The sequence below is a fragment of the Sphingobacterium alkalisoli genome (assembly GCF_005049105.1).
GTDB lineage: Bacteria > Bacteroidota > Bacteroidia > Sphingobacteriales > Sphingobacteriaceae > Sphingobacterium > Sphingobacterium alkalisoli.
Genome location: NZ_SUKA01000008.1, coordinates 93,748 through 112,157 on the forward strand (window position 1 = coordinate 93,748; position 18,410 = coordinate 112,157).

At 36.5% G+C, this 18,410-nt stretch carries 15 protein-coding genes; 6 read left to right on the plus strand and 9 right to left on the minus strand.

What is annotated here, in order from left to right; all coding sequences use genetic code 11:
• Window positions 1–29 precede the first annotated feature (29 nt).
• On the plus strand, window positions 30–449 hold the full coding sequence (locus tag FAZ19_RS20510; RefSeq protein WP_136822642.1) for a hypothetical protein: 420 nt from the start codon (window positions 30–32) through the stop codon (window positions 447–449).
• 217 nt (window positions 450–666) lie between these two features.
• Window positions 667–2,799: an ATP-binding protein gene (locus FAZ19_RS20515; RefSeq protein ID WP_136822643.1), complete on the plus strand. Its 2,133-nt coding sequence runs from the start codon at window positions 667–669 to the stop codon at window positions 2,797–2,799.
• Window positions 2,800–2,917: 118 nt separating this feature from the next.
• On the opposite strand, the gene FAZ19_RS20520 is transcribed toward FAZ19_RS20515, so the two are convergent.
• From FAZ19_RS20520 to rho, 4 genes are all read right to left on the minus strand, one after another.
• The gene (locus tag FAZ19_RS20520; RefSeq protein WP_136822644.1) at window positions 2,918–5,224 is read right to left on the minus strand and encodes a glycoside hydrolase family 127 protein; all 2,307 of its coding nucleotides are present in this window, start codon (window positions 5,222–5,224) and stop codon (window positions 2,918–2,920) included.
• A complete protein-coding gene (locus FAZ19_RS20525) occupies window positions 5,221–7,809 on the minus strand; it encodes an alpha-L-arabinofuranosidase C-terminal domain-containing protein (RefSeq protein ID WP_136822645.1) in 2,589 nt (862 codons plus the stop codon). The genes FAZ19_RS20520 and FAZ19_RS20525 overlap by 4 nt, the downstream gene beginning before the upstream one ends.
• Before the next feature lie 277 nt (window positions 7,810–8,086).
• A complete protein-coding gene (pssA, locus tag FAZ19_RS20530) occupies window positions 8,087–8,758 on the minus strand; it encodes a CDP-diacylglycerol--serine O-phosphatidyltransferase (protein ID WP_136822646.1) in 672 nt (223 codons plus the stop codon).
• A 62-nt stretch (window positions 8,759–8,820) separates the two neighbouring features.
• Window positions 8,821–10,320 (minus strand): transcription termination factor Rho, encoded by a 1,500-nt coding sequence (rho, locus tag FAZ19_RS20535; protein ID WP_136822647.1) that lies wholly within the window; start codon window positions 10,318–10,320, stop codon window positions 8,821–8,823.
• Window positions 10,321–10,639: 319 nt separating this feature from the next.
• On the opposite strand from rho, the gene FAZ19_RS20540 reads away from it, so the two are divergent.
• Window positions 10,640–12,367 carry an MFS transporter gene (locus FAZ19_RS20540; RefSeq protein WP_136822648.1) on the plus strand — a complete coding sequence of 576 codons (1,728 nt, stop codon included), beginning with the start codon at window positions 10,640–10,642 and terminating at the stop codon, window positions 12,365–12,367.
• A 200-nt stretch (window positions 12,368–12,567) separates the two neighbouring features.
• The gene (locus FAZ19_RS20545) at window positions 12,568–13,428 is read left to right on the plus strand and encodes an N-acetylglucosamine kinase (protein WP_136822649.1); all 861 of its coding nucleotides are present in this window, start codon (window positions 12,568–12,570) and stop codon (window positions 13,426–13,428) included.
• A 48-nt stretch (window positions 13,429–13,476) separates the two neighbouring features.
• Here FAZ19_RS20545 and FAZ19_RS20550 read toward each other — a convergent pair whose 3' ends face one another.
• Window positions 13,477–14,172 (minus strand): metal-dependent hydrolase, encoded by a 696-nt coding sequence (locus FAZ19_RS20550; protein ID WP_229707660.1) that lies wholly within the window; start codon window positions 14,170–14,172, stop codon window positions 13,477–13,479.
• Between the two features lie 33 nt (window positions 14,173–14,205).
• Entirely contained in the window at window positions 14,206–14,514 is a 309-nt protein-coding gene (locus FAZ19_RS20555) for a YbaB/EbfC family nucleoid-associated protein (RefSeq protein WP_136822650.1), read from the minus strand.
• A gap of 105 nt (window positions 14,515–14,619) precedes the next feature.
• On the opposite strand from FAZ19_RS20555, the gene FAZ19_RS20560 reads away from it, so the two are divergent.
• Complete coding sequence (locus FAZ19_RS20560; protein WP_136822651.1) at window positions 14,620–15,108, plus strand: ABC transporter substrate-binding protein; 489 nt, start codon at window positions 14,620–14,622, stop codon at window positions 15,106–15,108.
• Between the two features lie 35 nt (window positions 15,109–15,143).
• On the opposite strand, the gene FAZ19_RS20565 is transcribed toward FAZ19_RS20560, so the two are convergent.
• Window positions 15,144–16,070 carry a hypothetical protein gene (locus tag FAZ19_RS20565; protein ID WP_136822652.1) on the minus strand — a complete coding sequence of 309 codons (927 nt, stop codon included), beginning with the start codon at window positions 16,068–16,070 and terminating at the stop codon, window positions 15,144–15,146.
• A gap of 191 nt (window positions 16,071–16,261) precedes the next feature.
• Here FAZ19_RS20565 and FAZ19_RS20570 point away from each other — a divergent pair, with 191 nt between their 5' ends.
• Window positions 16,262–16,849: a thymidine kinase gene (locus tag FAZ19_RS20570; RefSeq protein WP_136822653.1), complete on the plus strand. Its 588-nt coding sequence runs from the start codon at window positions 16,262–16,264 to the stop codon at window positions 16,847–16,849.
• A 145-nt stretch (window positions 16,850–16,994) separates the two neighbouring features.
• Here the strand turns inward: FAZ19_RS20570 and FAZ19_RS20575 are convergent, their stop codons facing one another.
• Both FAZ19_RS20575 and FAZ19_RS20580 read right to left on the minus strand, forming a co-directional pair.
• Window positions 16,995–17,507 (minus strand): glutathione peroxidase, encoded by a 513-nt coding sequence (locus FAZ19_RS20575; RefSeq protein ID WP_136822654.1) that lies wholly within the window; start codon window positions 17,505–17,507, stop codon window positions 16,995–16,997.
• Between the two features lie 16 nt (window positions 17,508–17,523).
• Window positions 17,524–18,387, minus strand: coding sequence for an N-acetylglucosamine kinase (locus tag FAZ19_RS20580; protein WP_136822655.1), 864 nt, complete (start codon window positions 18,385–18,387; stop codon window positions 17,524–17,526).
• Between the last annotated feature and the right edge of the window lie 23 nt (window positions 18,388–18,410).

Below are 18,410 nucleotides of genomic sequence, written 5' to 3' on the forward strand. Positions count from 1 at the left end.
AGTAAATCCCTCAATAAACAAGTTATAATATGGCAATTATATCTACTGAGGCTGAGATACAAGAAAGATTATCCGCCGTTTATGAAGAATTGATAAATACAAAAGATGTTATCCGTAATGAACTCATTGAATCTCGGATAAACTACAATAAAGCCTGCGATAAGCATATTCAAACGGGTTTTATGTGTGAATACGAATGGATCGATGCTGAAATATCACATCAAGAGAATTTTATAAAATATGATATCCACTGTCATCTTCTCGAAATCGTAAATGACTTCAGAGACTTGTACGGGCACTTCCCAGATTACCATCAAATGTATGTAACACTCAATCTGATTATGCTTCAATTAGCTAAAGAGGAGAAATATGAGCTAGCTGCTATACTTAAAAACTGGGTAGATCGAATAAAGTGTATTATACAAGAAAAGTCTCCACAGTTTGGATGATCAGAACCAAAAAGATAAAATATTCTTTGTCTTGGAACATAAGAAATTTCCTTTTCTAAGCAAATTTGTGTAGAGGAGATCCTACCGCCGTATCAATGTATCTCGAGCATCTGGTGTAGTGGAAGATATCAATCTCATATATAGATACGAGTTTCAATTTCGCTTCACGCAAATATTAAGAGATATAATACCTATCTTTGAAAGCAAATTCACAACTATGTCGATTCCTTCTAAAAAGACTGCTCGGCTACGAAGCCTCCTTATTTATAGCCTTATACTTTCGTTTCTTTTTCTCAGTGCTATCTTCGTATATCAATACAGTCAATATAAGCTTGTCGACAAAAGACTAGGTGCAGCATACGCTGTAGGGCAAACCCCTTCCGATGGCTTATATATGCTTTTCTCTACTTATAGTGAGGCCGACAACCTTTTCAGACTATATACCATAGATTTCACAAAGGAGAATTACGAAGCTTATAGACATAAGCTCGATACGATTAAGTATTATGTCGATTCACTATCGTCTCTTCCTATAGCAGAGAATTTATTCGACAATAGTGCCTCGGTAATTGCTACAAAGGACAACCTTGCTATGGAATATGCCAATCTAAAAAAAAATGTAGATCATCTCATTTTACTTGCCAGAGACTCTTTACCCGTATTATCTGAATCAACTATTCCTTATCAACCTCGCAAAAGCACAATCTCAACAGATCAAGTCGTAAGTCAAATCCTAAAGGATACAAGTTATCTTTTGACCTATCAGGATACAGTCATTAATAAGAAAAAAAGCCTGTTTAACCGGATATTTAACTCCAAAAACGATACTTTAGTATCTAACATATCTAAACATAATTTCAATATAAACCAAATCGATGTAATACAACGCAATATTGAAAGTTTCGTAATTCAACAGGAGAGAACATCTAATAGCAACATCAAAAATCTGCAGAGTGCCTTCTTAAAATTACAAGAAACAGAACGGATACTAGTTTTCTCAAACTACCACTTGTTAAACAATCTTAAAGCCGGAATAGATGGTCTAAAACGGCATGAACTGGAATTACGAAGAAAAGCAGAAGAACTTGACTTTATTCAATACCAAAAAAACACTCAACAGTTTGGTCTACAATTAGCGATAGCTTTGACAATTATGCTTTTGATGATTTTGTTTATTATCTATTATCAGCATAACGCAGCAACATACGAACGAAAAATACAGAATGAAAAAGAGTATGCAGATAAGATTGCTGAAGAAAAAACGAGTGTACTTGCGACGATAAGCCATGAGATACGAACCCCAATCAATGCACTGTTAGGAGTGGTCGATATCATAAAAAGTAGTAAAGGACTTAACGCAGATGATCAAAAACTTGTCCTTTCAGCTAATTACGAATTGATGGTTATCAATAGTACGATAAATGATATTCTAAGCTTAACCAAATTGGAAAACGGATCGTTAAATGTTATCAATGAATATTTCTCGCCCTATCAGCTTTTAATTGACGTTATAAAACTGCACACGTACCATGCAGAAGCGAAAGGTCTTCTCTTTACATATCATATTGATTTTGACCCCAAAATACAGATATATGGCAATGCATTACGGATAAAACAGATTGCATCAAATCTGACCGGGAATGCGATAAAGTATACTAAGAAAGGTTCGGTCAATTTCTCTGCTCGAATAGAAAAACATAAAGACAAACAAAACTTACTCATCGAAGTTAGGGACAGCGGAATAGGAATATCCGATGAAAATAGAGATCACATATTTCGGAAATATTACGTCACAGATACAAAAAACAACGTTAGTGGATTTGGATTAGGATTGTATATCTCCAAACTTTTAAGCGAACAATTAAACGGTAATATTTCGTTTAAAAGTAAATTTGGAGTGGGGTCTACATTTACATTATTGGTACCAATTGAGAAAAAAAATCTTGTTGAAGCGCCATCCAAACCGCTAGCAATTGCAGATTTACCAGACGATCTACGCATTGTTGTAATTGATGATAGTCGCATTAATTTGCTTTTTATAAAACAGCTCTTTGGTGAAAAACGGCACGTGTATACCTTCGAAGAGGGACAAGATGCATTAGATTTTCTACGAGACAACGATGTCGACATTGTACTTACAGACCTCCTAATGCCCGAAATAAACGGTTGGGATATTCTCAAAAATATTAGAGATACTGACCGCTTCCAGCACATCAAAGTTTTTGCACTAACTTCGGAAAAAATGTTATTGGAAGACCGTAAAATCGATAACGCTGAATATACATTTGACGGAGTCCTTAATAAGCCCATTAACGAACAAGAATTCGTTAACACTATAATCGGTACATAGGATTACATTCGTCAATCGTAATGCACCAGAGCGCTGGTAAATCAAGAATCTATTAAAAAAGGAGAAAACCTACCAGACAGGTCTTCTCCTTTTGGATGCGTTTCAAGCGAAGCCATTCTTATTTTAACAGCCTTAATTCAAAAATTTTCGCTGTCGCTTGTTTGTCTACAGCTTTGAACCTGACTGTAAATGGCTTACTTTCGTTCAAGCGATCAGATAAAGGTATTTCAACAAGCTCAACAGCAGATCGACCCGATGATTTAAAAACCATGACGGGTTTGTCATTAATATTTATCTCTACTTGCTGAGCAGCAACAGAGTTATCAAGCTCGATTCTTAATATCCGTGCGTTTTGATAATATGGAAAAGTATACTCAAAAAAATCTGTTGTATTTCTCCAATGCCTATCGTCGTCATAACCTGCAGTTGATTGACTCATTTTGACAAAATGATCGGATTCGGGTTGTTGTTGCCCGCATATGACTCGGTCTATACTCTTATTATCCAATTCTTCATTCTGAGAAAATCGTTCATTGGCATTTTCATACGGCCAATAAAGTATATATCGACTATTATGTAGCTGATAAAAAGGTTCTAAAGTATACTCCGCAATTTGCCCCCCTTTATCTTTAACATTTAAAGAAAAATGTATATCATCACCATTTTTCCTTGTAACTAGGTTCTTTATATTAGCTCGACCTCCATATAAAAAAGGAATTTCGGATAGATCCATTTTTTCGCCTCGAGCCACATGCCCCCCTCTACTATCATCCGCATATAGTCCGGAAAGAGGAGGTCCGTCTATTCTGGCGGATAATACTACCGGACCATATAAAAATGCATAATAGTCGGACTTATCCGGTAATTGTTCAACAGTGATTTTCATATCAAACTCTACACGAATCTTATCTCCATCCCTCCATTTTCTATTCAATTCGTAATAACCGTTTAAAATTTTAACCCCCTTAATTTGCTTACCATTTAAATAGAATTTATTAGCATTTGACCAGGTTGGCTTACGTACCTTTAAAGCAATTTTCTGGGATTTAGTCAAATTAAGTGTCAACTCCGAAAAGTTTTGATAAGGGAATTTATTTGTTTGTTTGACAACAAGATCCTTTTCTTTCCAACTTACCTGCGAAGGAATAAACAGATTGACGTAGAAACTATGTTTATCATACGCATAGATCATTTCGCCATATTTCGAATGATTTTCAATACCCGATCCTACACAACACCACATGCTTGTGTGCGGTTGAGAATATACACGATAATGCCCTGGTCTCATCTGTGTAAAATAAACTAACCCTCCCGTTGTTGGATTTTGAGTCGAAAGAATATGATTATAGACCGCTCGTTCATAAAATTCGAGGTATTTAGATTGGGGATGAGTCTGAAAGAGCATTTTGCTCAATCTCATCATATTGTATGTATTGCAAGTTTCGGGCCCCTCTACACTCTCTATCATTTTAGAAAAATCCGTAGTTGGATGAAAATGCTCACCGGCTGAATTCCCTCCTATTACTACACTACGTTCTGTCGTAACTTTATCCCAAAAAAATTCTGAAGCACGATCCCACGAGTCGTTTTGATCCAAATCAGCAATGCGCTTGTAACCTATAACTTTTGGAATTTGCGTATTCGCGTGTAAACCAGTCAACTTGTCTACACTTTCTAAAAGCGGTTTCAAAATAGATTGATGAGAAAATTGCTTTGACAATTTCAAATATTTTACATTCTTTGTGAAATCATACACATCTGCAAACACCTCATTAAGTCCACCATGCTCACTAACCAATATATCTTGAATCTGCTGATCTGAAAGCGCAGAGACTTCTCCTATCATCCAGTCGGCGAAATTCACTAACATCTCTTTTGCCAACTCCGATCCGGTGTACAAATATGCATCCCGCAATCCAGCGTAAGTTTTGTGGATATTATATAAGGGAACCCATTTCCCGTTCAAATCAAAATTTCCGGCTTTAATTTCCCCTCTTTTTATTTCATCCCACATTTTCATACCTTGTGGCACTCCCCCTAGATAACCATTACCATTTTTCTTTTGTACGGTTTCTAATACACGTAACATATAATCCAAACGCTCTTTTACGAGCACATCTTTGTCAGTTGCATATAACAATGACAAGGCGGACAAATAATGGCCACCGATATGTCCGTCCAACCCTGTATTTTCCCAATTTGTATATTGCTCTTTTTTTGTCTCCAGCCCCGCCTCTTTTAGAAATGGAGATAATAGGCGATCCGGGTCCATGTCAAGAATGTACTTCTTGTTTAAGTTCTGAGCAACCAAAAACGGACTTTGCAGCAATTTCACTTCCGAATTATCAAAATAATGCACTTGTGCACTTGCACCATCCAGCATCAGATAAAGGATAACAGTATAGATAATTTGTACTAGTTTCATTTTTTTATTAATTTAAATATGGTTAAGGAATAGGGCGGCAACCTCAACTGATTTAAATCTTTTAAATCCATAAAAGATTTAACTGGCCTAGCCGTCTTCGAACTCGGAATATCACTTAGTTCGATTTTCTCCACCTCAGCACCAAACAATGCGAAATGACCGGCATCTACTTCAATATCCGTCGCGACAGGTAACATGTTAACCATTTTTAGAATTAGCTCACTGCGGTTCTCATTCCAAACCACTGAGGTTGCGATACGATTTGTAACCTTCGAATCAGTTGATTGTACGCGATTTGTACTATTGACATAATGTGTACCTACATTTTCACCAAACAACTTTTGTACTTCGTAGCCCACTGTAGGTTTTACCTCCTCGTTATTGAAATAAATAAGATCCGGGTTCCATTGTGTAAATCCTTCTTTCGCTAACAAAGGAGCATACGAAGTCATTTCTACAATATCCCCATTTCGCTCTAAGGCTGTCAGGTGAATAGCTTCTGCCAATGCAGTTTCTAAATTGTTTGGTCTTCCTGGCAAATGGGCAGCATACTCTCCGAGATAAACTTTGGATTTATTTCTATCGTATCGGTCGTAAAAATCTTGATTATAAATAAACCATCCAGGTGTTTGGTAATAATGCTCATCCATCATTGGTACATTCAGTTTATCAGCGATTTTCCAGCCTTCGACATAATCTGTACCTTCATTGAACGGCCCTGCTGTACCTATAACAACTATTTCAGGATATTTATCTTTAATGGCATTAAAAATTAAAGTAAAACGTTCTTCAAAAATATCTGTAATCAAATCTTCATTTCCAATACCTAAATATTTCAAATTGAAAGGCTCAGGATGACCTGCGGCCGCTCTTTTTTTACCCCAATACGTATTTCTATCGCCATTGGCATATTCGATCAGGTCTAAAATATCCTGGATATAGTTATCCATTTCATGTAATGGAATACCACATTGCTGGCCTGCTCCACCATCGGAAGAATTCTGACACGGTACACCTGCAGCAATTACAGGTAGGGGAGCCGCTCCTAAATCTTCACAAAATTGGAAATATTCATAATATCCTAACCCTACAGATTGATGATAACCCCAAAGATTGCGCTGTGGCTTACGTTCTTCCAGTTTACCTATCGTATTCTTCCAATTATATATATTGTGGATGCCGTCCCCATGGGCTACACACCCTCCCGGAAAGCGAACAAATCGAGGGTGCATGGCTGCAATGGTCTCGGCCAGATCTTTCCTCAGACCATTTTTTCTATTTTTAAATGTCTCTTGAGGAAATAATGAAACCATATCCAATGCTATTTCTCCCCGACCTTGGGGTGTTATTCTTAATATTCCCTTCTTAGCACTTCCGTTAGCCATTAATACCAACGATTTTTTTTGCCACTTTTTGTTGAATGAATTCACCGTCTGCTGGGCAATTATTTTACCATCGTCGTCGAGTAATTCTACCACAAAGCCATTGATATTACCTTCGACTTTTTTTGCGAATACTGAAAAATCATATTTCTGTCCATTCCGAACGACTATACCATCAAAGCCCTCATTCAATAGCGCCCCACCTTCTGCTGTTACAAAAAGAGTGATGTAGTTTCTGTTATTTATATGGATTGGGTTTACGGTATCTATTTTATGAGTAATCCCTTTCCCTTCTAATTTCCAAGATTTGAAACTATTCCAGTTGGGATCCGAACCTTTTTTATCATGGGGATGGTACTCAAACCCTCTATTTTGTATAAGTTCCGCATACAGACCTCCATCTGCTGCGTAATTAATATCTTCAAAAAAAATCCCCAACAAGTGATCACTTATTCTCTTTTGGTGATTGAGCTCGATTGAAAAATTTGCTTTAACGGGCTTTAAATCTGCAAATCGAATTACATCTTCTTCTGCACGTTCGTTATGCAATTGAGATTTATAAATTTCTAATTTTTGAGCATTGATTATCTTATCTATGACTTCCCAGGCTACTTTATGCAGTGTACCTTCTTCTTGTGCTCCATTTAAATGAACCTTCACACGCTGTTTTCCATATGAACTGCCCTCCAACTCGCTCACATGTTCATAATTTTTCAAATCTTTGGTTACGGCACGGAAATTCTTTTTACTTTTTGGACTGAAGCAGGAAATGACATACTGATTACTTGTCTCGTCCCAGTTTATTTCGGGTTTCGATACATTGTCGCCTACTAGAACCTGAGGATAAGATTGTCTGTTCCAAAAAATCAAATCGTCAGAAGATGCATATGCGAAAACCCCGTCCTGTTCATTAAGTTGCCAGATAGCATGCCACCTATTATCGACACCCCTGATGACAACAGGAGCTATCATTCTCTTTTGGGCGCCCCAGGTTCCGTAATCAGAGCGCACAAAACTATGCTCAGGTCCGACGAGATGCCACTTCTTTTCATCGATAGTCCATGCGTAATGTAGACCATTCTTATTGTTATTTTTCGTTGTCGCATATGCAAATAACAGCGCAGAATCGGGTTCAGCAATAGTTTTTGAATATGCGGCCCGTAGCGCCAGCACCATGATTAAAAATAGACAAATGTTTTTCATAATTAGTTCTAGTAGTTGATTAAAATATTGATTTCTTCTCTGATATCGCAAAATAAAAGCTACGTACATCATATCCCTTATAAGTCATTCGGCTTACAGTATTATGCCCCTGATTAAGAACTTTCATCTGAATAAGCCCAAGAATAAATAAAACAACAATTTTCATGGTTTATTTTGGTTATCTTATCTCTAAGATAGGACTTTGTTTTTATATGTCAAAATAACAATTAAAAAACAAGACTCAAAGCAACTAGAATGTTACATTTTATTAGGTGTACTATCTTCTAGCGAAATGCAAGATAGAAAAAATGATATATAGGACAAATATAATAGGTACGGCCAATACCTTAACTATCAAAACTAATACAACAGATGCAATAAGAAAGAGGTATTTGAATTTATTTTCCGTCCAGGCTAAGGAAGAAAGCTTCATCGAAAACAGCTTTAACTCGCAAACAAGCAAATAACTACATATCAATATGATTGCCAACAGCACGTATATATTTTGTAAAATAGGCGGGTATTGCGAGCCTATAAAGGGAAGCGAAATGATTAGAAATGTATTCATCGGTGTATTTACACCGATAAAATCAGAACTCTGACGTGCGTCAATATTAAATTTCGCTAAGCGTAGCGCCGAAAATATGGTTACAATAAAACCTAAATGCGGAATATAATCGTTTGCGGCGATATTTTCTAACAATTTAAACATGACTGCACCGGGGAGAAATCCAAAACTTATCACATCGGCCAACGAATCCAGCTCTTTACCTATTAATGACTTCACATGTAGTAATCTTGCTACCATACCATCAAAGAAGTCAAAAATACCAGAAGCCAGCACACAGAAGAAAGCTCCTACGAAATCCCCTTTTAAAACAAAGAGGATACCGATACACCCGCTAAATAAATTCAAACATGTAATGGTATTTGGTATATATTTCTTCATCGACTAAAATTAAAAAAGCCATCTAAAATTAGATGGCTTAAAAATATCAATAATTCACGGAATTATCCATTCATACTTATTAAAAACTCTTCGTTGGATCTTGTTCCACGCATTTGCTGCAACAAAAACTCCATTGCTTCCGTAGAATTCATATCTGATAGATGGTTTCTAAGCACCCACAGTCTTTGCAAAGCGTCTTTGTCCATTAATAGGTCATCGCGACGTGTACTTGAAGCAGTCAGATCGATAGCCGGGAAGATACGTTTGTTAGATAATTTACGATCCAATTGCAATTCCATATTACCCGTACCTTTGAACTCTTCAAAGATTACATCATCCATTTTTGACCCTGTTTCCGTCAACGCTGTCGCCAAAATAGTTAATGAACCGCCATTTTCGATATTACGGGCTGCACCGAAGAAACGTTTTGGTTTATGTAGCGCATTTGCATCCACACCACCTGACAATATCTTACCTGATGCTGGAGCTACCGTATTGTAAGCACGCGCCAAACGGGTGATAGAATCCAATAAAACGACTACATCATGTCCACATTCGACCATACGTTTCGCTTTTTCTAAAACGATGTTAGCAATTTTAACATGTCTTTCAGCAGGTTCATCAAATGTAGAAGAAACGACTTCTGCACGTACGTTACGTGCCATATCTGTCACCTCTTCTGGGCGTTCATCAATTAAAAGAATAATCAGGTAAACTTCTGGGTGATTTTTTGCAATTGCATTAGCTACTTCTTTCAATAAATTAGTTTTACCTGTTTTCGGTTGTGCAACGATTAATCCGCGTTGGCCTTTACCAATAGGTGTAAACAAATCCATGATACGTGTGGAGTAGTTGTTTGACCCTAAATCCAAATTCAATTTTTCATCAGGAAATAATGGGGTCAAGAAGTCAAAAGGAACACGATCTCGTACTTCTGCAGGGTTTTGTCCGTTGATAGATTCAATACGTACTAACGGAAAATATTTTTCACCCTCTTTAGGAGGACGAATACTACCTCTTACATTATCCCCTGTTTTTAATCCAAAAAGTTTAATTTGTGATTGAGACACATAAATATCATCGGGCGAAGTCAAATAATTATAGTCTGACGAGCGCAGGAATCCATAACCATCAGGCATAATTTCCAATACACCTTCATTCACAATAACATTGTCGAAATCAGTGTTTGACGCTGAAGAAGCCTCTGCTTTTTTTGTTTCTACAACATTTGATGATACAGGAATATACTGTTCTTCAGATTTTGGATTATCTGAAGGAAATAAGGTCGGCTCGTTATCAATGTCCGATTTTGTACGTTTCGTCACGGGAACGGGATCCGTTTTTAACGTTCTTGTTCTACGTCTAGGTCTATCTTCAGACTCCTCGTCTACGAGAACTGGTTCAGTTGTTGCACTTTTTTCGTCAACAGGTTGTTTTGCTATATCAGAGATTTTGTCGATAAGTTCTTGTTTACGAAGTTTATCTGCATCTGCGATTCCCAAGACCTTAGCTATCTCGCGTAATTCTGACACGAGTTTAGAATTCAATTCGGTGATATCCATTAATGATATTTATGAGTTTTTGGATTTTATTGTTTTGAAACTTATTCTAGACAATCTCAGAGATCTTTTTTCTAAGCTTTTTAATTCAAAACGAAAAAACAAGTAGTTTCTTATTTCTGAACTAGAACAAATTTGAGAATGCACAAAGAAAAACATAACTATTGTAAAAACAAAAAAAAAAATAAAAAAGTTTTAAAAAAAAATGCATATTGATCGTTTATATTTTAATAAATTGATTTAGCAATAAAATAAATTAAGGAAAGTTATTTCATTCTCAAAATTAAGTTCGTAAGTTTATCCCCCGATAAAACCACGATATATGAACGATAAATTAAAAGAAACCAACTACCCTGCATTATACACCTTAATTGTTGTATTCTTTTTTTGGGGATTCATTGCAGCCGGCAATAGTATATTTATCCCATTTTGTAAAAATTACTTTCATCTAGATCAATTTCAATCACAATTGATAGACTTTGCTTTCTATACCGCTTATTATATAGGAGCCCTATTGCTCTTTATCTTCAGCGCTTTCTCCGGAAAAGATATTGTTGGCAAATGGGGTTATAAAAAAAGTATCGTTTACGGTCTTCTTTTTTCCGCACTAGGCGCGGGTGCGATGATAATTGCGGTAGAAGTGAATTTGTATATCGGTATGCTTATTGGACTATTTATCGTTGCATTGGGCTTTTCTTTACAACAGACTGCAGCAAACCCCTTCGCCGTGCTATTGGGAGATCCAAGAACAGGCGCATCTCGTGTAAATCTAGGCGGAGCAGTTAATTCATTTGGCACAACAATAGGTCCTCTTGTTATAGGTTTTGCTTTATTTGGCACGTTCGAAACCATTTCAGATACAGAGATCGCTAGTCTACCCCTCAACAAAGTAATATACCTTTATATCGGAGTTGGATTGCTCTTTATACTAGCTGCTGGCTTGTTTCATTTCTCAAAAAAAGTTCCTGTCGGAATTAACAACGAGCCAATGGAATCAGCTGATAAAGCAAAAAATACACTGATCATCATGACCATCCTCCTGCTACTCATGTTTGTCCCGGTATTCTTAAGTTATAAAAGTGATATCGCTTTCCAGCTTCAAGCTTTAAATGCGCAATTAGGTAGTACAACCGATGCAAATGCAATCTTACAATTACAGAATCAAATTAAAGACCTAAGCCATCCACTCGAATTACAAAGAATGTCTTGGTTACTAGGCGCCTTAGTAGTAGTAGTGGGCTGTTTAATATTTGCTTATCGCAAGGCGTCTAAAAAACCTCAGGGCTGGGGCGCTATGAAATATCCACAATTGGTCTTAGGTATGCTAGCTTTATTTATTTATGTAGGCGTGGAAGTCGCTATTGGCAGTAATTTGGGCGAACTTTTGAAATTAGAAGAATTTGGAAATCTCCAGTCGTCCGAGATAACTCCCTATATTTCGATGTATTGGGGGGGTATGATGATAGGTCGATGGGCAGGTGCGATTAGTGCTTTTGATTTTTCCAAATCGACCAAGCAAGTACTGCTAGTTATCGTTCCTCTTCTTGCATTTGGATTAATAATTGGCGTTAACACTCTGGCGGGCTTCGATATGTCGCATCTTTACTTCTTCCTTGCTTGTGTAATTATTCAAATTATTGCGTTTTTTATCAGTAAAGAAAAACCCGTCCGTACGCTAATAATTTTCGGGACACTTGGTTTGTTATCCATGTTAATCGGACTATTCTCTGTTGGAACTACAGCAATATACGCATTTCTAACAGGCGGATTAGCCTGCTCTATTATGTGGGGATCGATATTTAGTCTTTCCATTTTAGGGATTGGAAAATATACCGAGCAAGGATCAGCATTTTTGGTAATGATGATTTTAGGAGGTGGTATCATTCCTCCTATTCAAGGAAAATTAGCAGACATTATCGGCATTCATAATTCGTATATCTTACCGCTGTTAGGCTTCGTTTATATTATATTATTTGCTTTCTTAGCGAGAAAATTTTTAAAGAAACAAAATATAGATACGGATAATATTCAGGCTTCAGCTAGTCATTAATCCCATACTAATTGTACTAAATACACTAAGAAGTAAAATTTAAAAATCGGCTTTTAAGCACAGAATAAAGCCGATTTTTACACCACAAGGATTCCCATGTTAAAATTAAATTAAAGTTATGTGTTGTTTTTTGTTTAGAAAAATGTATCTTCGGAAAGCATATAAACATTGAATACTGAAAAAATTTTAAACGAACAACAATGATAATTATTGCAGATGGCGGATCCACCAAGACCAATTGGTGCCTATTAGATGATAATCAAAAAAAGATTTATTTTAATACAGAAGGTTACAATCCTTATTTTGTCGATAGCGAATACATTCTTAATTCTTTGAAAAAAGGACTTCCGAATGATTTGCCCCTCGACAAAGTAAAAGAAGTAAATTATTACGGAGCAGGAGTTCATAATGAAGAAAAAGCCAAAATCGTAGCCGACGCTATTGAAGCACTATTCCTAAATGCAAAAGTTGAAATAGGACATGACCTTCTTGCTGCTGCACGTGCTTTATTGGGCAATCAAGCCGGTTTTGCCGCAATTTTGGGTACAGGTACGAACACCTGTATTTATGATGGCGATGAAATTACGTTTAACATTAATTCAGCAGCTTACATACTAGGCGACGAAGGGAGTGGCTGCTATATCGGAAAGAAATTGTTGACAGATTTTGTTCGTGGCTTAATGCCAGCGGATGTTTCAAAGGTATTTTTCGAGACTTATCAACTTACTCCTGATGAAATTATTGATAATGTATATACGAAACCGTTAGCAAATCGCTTCTGTGCAAGTTTTAGTAAATTTGTGTACGATAATAATGTAAACATTGAATACACACGCAAAATCGTAGATGATGCGTTTGAAGCTTTTTTCGCCAATTTGGTAAGCAAATATCCTAATTATCAAGAATACACCTTCAACTGTATCGGCTCTGTTGCTTATAATTTTCGCAACGTACTAGAATATAAGGCGACCCAGTATGGGATGAAAGTTGGGAAAATTATTCGTTCTCCAATAGACGATCTGGTTAAATTTCATATCGAAAGAGCTGTTGAGAAAAGCTAAAAACAAAAGCCACATTTTTAAGATGTGGTTTTTGTTTTTAGAAAAATTTTATAAGATTAGCTTCCCTCCTATAGGGGGAAGTTCTAACCGCAATCCAGATTTCTGAAATAATGTTGTAGCTTCTTTTTTATTTATAGCAATAGGAGGAAAAGTATCATAATGTATACCTACGATGTTTTTACAATTTACAAACTCGGCAGCCTTTACCGCATCAATCATATCCATGGTGTAATGTCCACCAATAGGTAAAAAAGCCCAATCTAAATGTAAATCACTCAACAATTTCATCTCTAATGTCAATGCAGTATCCCCGGCAAAGTAAATTCTTCTATCTCCTATAAAAAAGACATAACCACAAGGAAACCCACCATAGTTTCCATCTGGAGTGGAGTTGGTATGGAGTGCATACACCATTTTCACCTTCCCAAACGGCAATGTTAATGTGCCACCGAAATTAAATTCGACAACTTTTTCGGGCGCTACACCTTGCTTTCTTACCCATTCAGCCGTTTCAACAATAGCAACTACGGTGGCGTTGCTGTTCTTTTGAATAAGTTCCATGTCTGCAACATGATCCTGATGCCCATGTGAAAGAAATATATACTCGGGATGTATTGAACTGACATCAATATTCTTAGCTAAAGTATTATAGGTAATAAATGGATCTAACAGCACCTTGGTACCGTTAAAATTAAACTCCACACACGATTGCCCATAATATGTTATCGAAATTTGATCCGCCATTTGATTATTATTTAATATATCCAAGAATTTTCGCTAGCCTTTGTTAAACAAATTACCCAAACCTCCAAGCATATCTTGTGTAGCTGCTTGCATTTCTGTTTGGCTTACATTCTCAGCTTGTGCCAACGCTTTATTTAGCGCAACAATTAGTAATTCCTCAATTTGTTCCTTATCTCCATCCTGAAAAATTTCATCACTGATGCTTACCTCTTTAATCTCTTTATTCGCTGTAGCAACGACTCGTATCTTCCCTCCTTCTGCCTCTCCAGACACAGCAATATTATTCAATCTAGCTTTGATTTCTTCTGCCTTTTGTTGAGCTTGAAATAATTTATCGAACATAGTTTTTCATCTATTAGTATTTAGGCCAAGTTACGAAATCGCTATCGTAGCTCAAAATTAGGATTTGAATTAGGTTAATACAAAAGACCTACTTACTTTTGTAACATGACAAAATACGAAAAACTAATCGAAGAGTTGAAGTCTGTTAACCCGGAAGAAGCAGCTAGTCTAGAAGAAGAAATCGACATCATCGTACATAAGTTAAAATTCCTTCCAATAGAAAGTTTTTCAAATGTCGTTTTATTGGATCAGCAAAAAAACTTTGAACCATACACTTCCTCAACTATAGCTGAAAAAGTCAAAATAGCCGGTGGTAACTTGATAAGCAACCTAGATTCTAATGCCGATAAAATTATCATTATCCAGCAAGACGATTCGCTTTACAACATACTCCCATCATTACTTCGTAAACCCGAGATTAGAGACTCAAAGGCTTTTACTGATAATACAATCTATATTATTTATCGCTCGAATTTCGACAAAGACGACATAAATTACCTTTCCGATACTGAAATTTTAGCCGAGATATTACAACCGAAATATTTTTTCTACGGAAGAGATGGGATCGACTGGGTCAAATTTGAAATAAACTAAAAAATAGGGTTTGGAAAATTTCCAAACCCTATTTTTTAGTTTATAAACTTCTTCCGAAGAACGACATATAATTTATCAACAGTTTGTGGCTTTTCAGACCAACCGTTCTTCAACGCATAATTAGACTGCAAAAAAGCGTCCGCTTCGGAAAAATTGTCAAAACGATTTAGAAGTTCTATTGCTTCACTGTATGCCAAGCTGTAACCATTGAACAGATCTTTTATAAACAACAATTTATCATTCAGACTTATAGCAGATTTCAAATCTAAGATGCGTTCGCTTGATGCGGAAGTCTGAAATTGCTGTGTAAAATTCGTGCCCGTTTGTTTTTGTTGTTGAATCATTTCATTTAAAGTAAGGGGGCGAGTAGGTTTAAAAGACTCTTCAAACTTCATCGATTTCTCCTCCTCCACAATTTGATTGACAATGGGAGCCTCCTCTTCCTTTTCTTTAACAGTATCAGCGTCCATAAGAAATACTGGCCGTTCAGTTGCTTGTTCAAGAATAGGCTCTTCCCGTTTCGGAACTTCAACCACTTCTTCGATCACTTCATCTTCAAAATCATCCTGAGCAGCTTCTTCCTGTTCCGAGATATCATTAGTTGTATTAATAGTTTCCGTTTGAGTAAACAGAGGTTCTTCTTGCGGAACCTCTACAATCTCTTCTACTACTTTTTGCCCATCCAATTCTTTATGTTCCAATTCAGATAACGGAGTAAAAATTGAATTGGGGATCTCGGTGGATTGATCTACTGGTTCATTCTCACTTTCTACCGCAACGACTAAAGTTGTCAAATTTCTTAAAGCATCGATATGGACGCACAAATAATTCATTTTACCAGCAAGCAAAACCAATTCTACTGGGTCTAGATTCACTTCTGCTTTCATATCGGCATATTGCGAGTTTATTTCTGCTAATAAAGTGTCAATTTTTGTAAATAATTGTGATTTTGACTTTGCCATTAGATATATTAAATTTATATGTAATCATTAATTTTGGTGAGGGAATACGCCTAACAAAATCTCTTGATTCTGATGCAGTTCAAAAATATCTCTCACGCTGATACCTCAAAAATAATATATAATTTCGATATTCGTGCAGAAGTATCACAGGTTTTATAGAAAGTTAACAGTTTCTGATCTACATTTAAATTATGCTTTTTTCGGAACACAATTTCAACAATAGAAATAGACAGGTAGGGAGTATTGAAGTCATTTGTGGTTCTATGTTTTCTGGAAAAACAGAAGAATTGATACGCCGGATGAGAAGAGCGCAATTTGCAAAACTTAAAGTTGAAATTTTCAAACCGTCCATGGATATCCGTTATGCCGATAAAGAAGTCGTATCTCACGATAGCAACAGTATTCCTTCCACTCCTATCAACCATTCTTCAGCGATATTACTACTGAGTAGCGACACAGAAGTAGTTGGAATAGACGAGGCTCAATTCTTCGACGACGAATTGCCAAATGTCTGTATTCAACTAGCAAATAAGGGTATTCGAGTCATCGTTGCAGGATTAGATATGGATTACCAGGGAAGACCCTTTGGACCAATGCCGAATCTTCTCGCTATTGCAGAACATGTCATTAAAGTTCATGCTGTATGTATGCAATGCGGCGCTCCCGCAAATTATTCGTATCGTTTTAACGAAAATAAAGATATCGTTTTACTGGGCGAGAAAGAAAGCTATGAACCAAGATGCAGATATTGCTACTACAAATTAGTCAAATCTATTTAACAGAAACTTAATATTATATAACAAAATTTAACCAAAATGCCACTTACCTTTGTAAGGTACTTAGGGTAAGGTACTTCATAAAAATTAGGTTTATTGTTGGTTAGTAGAAAGGAGCTTTGAAAATTCAAAAGCTCCTTTTTTTATATCACAATTTACTAACAATGTCTTTGTGAAGTGGTGTCACCGCCGAACGATACCGGTGTATCAATTTACCCTTTTCATCAATTAGATACTTTTCGAAGTTCCATTTTATATCGCCTGTAAAATCTGGATTAGCCTGCTCATTCAAATATTTAAATAAAGGGTCTATATCTTTGCCCTTAACCTCTACTTTCTCCGAAAGAACGAAAGTAACACCAAAATTTTTCTCGCAAAAAGATTGAATTTCCATATTAGTACCCGCCTCCTGATTTCCGAAGTTGTTTGCGGGGAAGCCAATGACAACAACCTTATCTCCGTAAAGGGTGTGCAATTCCTGCAATTCTTTATACTGCTTGGTAAAACCGCACTTAGAAGCGGTGTTCACTATTAGAATTTTCTTCCCTTTGAAATCTGACAGGCTTACTTTTTCCCCGTCCATAGAAGTAAAGGAAAAATCGTAAATAGATGTTGGTGGAATGACCATATTCAACATCATGATTAAAGACATGATAAGCATAATTTTTCTTTTTATATTACATCTGTTGGTAATTCATCTCACGCTGAATTACAAATTCATACAATTCTTCAATTGGTGACTTAAGAATCTTGCCGACCCGTACACCATGTACTTCGCATACTTCGCGAAGGTGCATATCAAAATGATAAGCTATCCGTCCCACAAAATTACATTCGTATTCCCAATAATTAGGATAACTCATTATATTCGTCCGGACATACTCGTCAAATCCATTCCTTAGTAGGTTATCAATAAAGGGGTGTAATCTATTTTCATTCATAAACTCCGCAAATGAAGCCAAATATGAATTAGCTCGCTCTTTTTGATATACATTCTTAATAACAATATCTTTGGTCAATTTGTATTTCTCCCCGAATACCTTAGCTAGATCACGTGGCATTTTTTCATACAGATAACTCGTTATCAACTGTTTCCCAAACCAGGATCCTGAACCTTCGTCTCCGAGTACGTATCCATTACCATTATGACTTAGCGATAGATTATCACCGTTAAAGAAACTGATATCTGATCCGGTACCTACTGTAGAGACATAACCTTTCTTGTGTCCACAGGTAGCATATGCAGCTCCCAATAAATCGCTCTCTACTGATATAAAAGCATGAGGAAATAAATTTGTAAGTGCATTCGAAACGATTTCCCGTCGATCGGGCGTGACACACCCCGCTCCAAAAAAATACACCTCCCGTATCTCCTCAATATAGGGAATAATCTCAGGCACTTCCTTCATCACCTTTTCAATATCTTTTTCACTCATAAAGAAAGGGTTCAGACCTTTAGTTCTAAACTGCAAGGGTTTGCTGTCTGGAACACTCAACATCCAATCCGAGCTTGACGAACCACTATCAGCTACTAATATCATAAGTATACTCTTTTTTTAGGTAT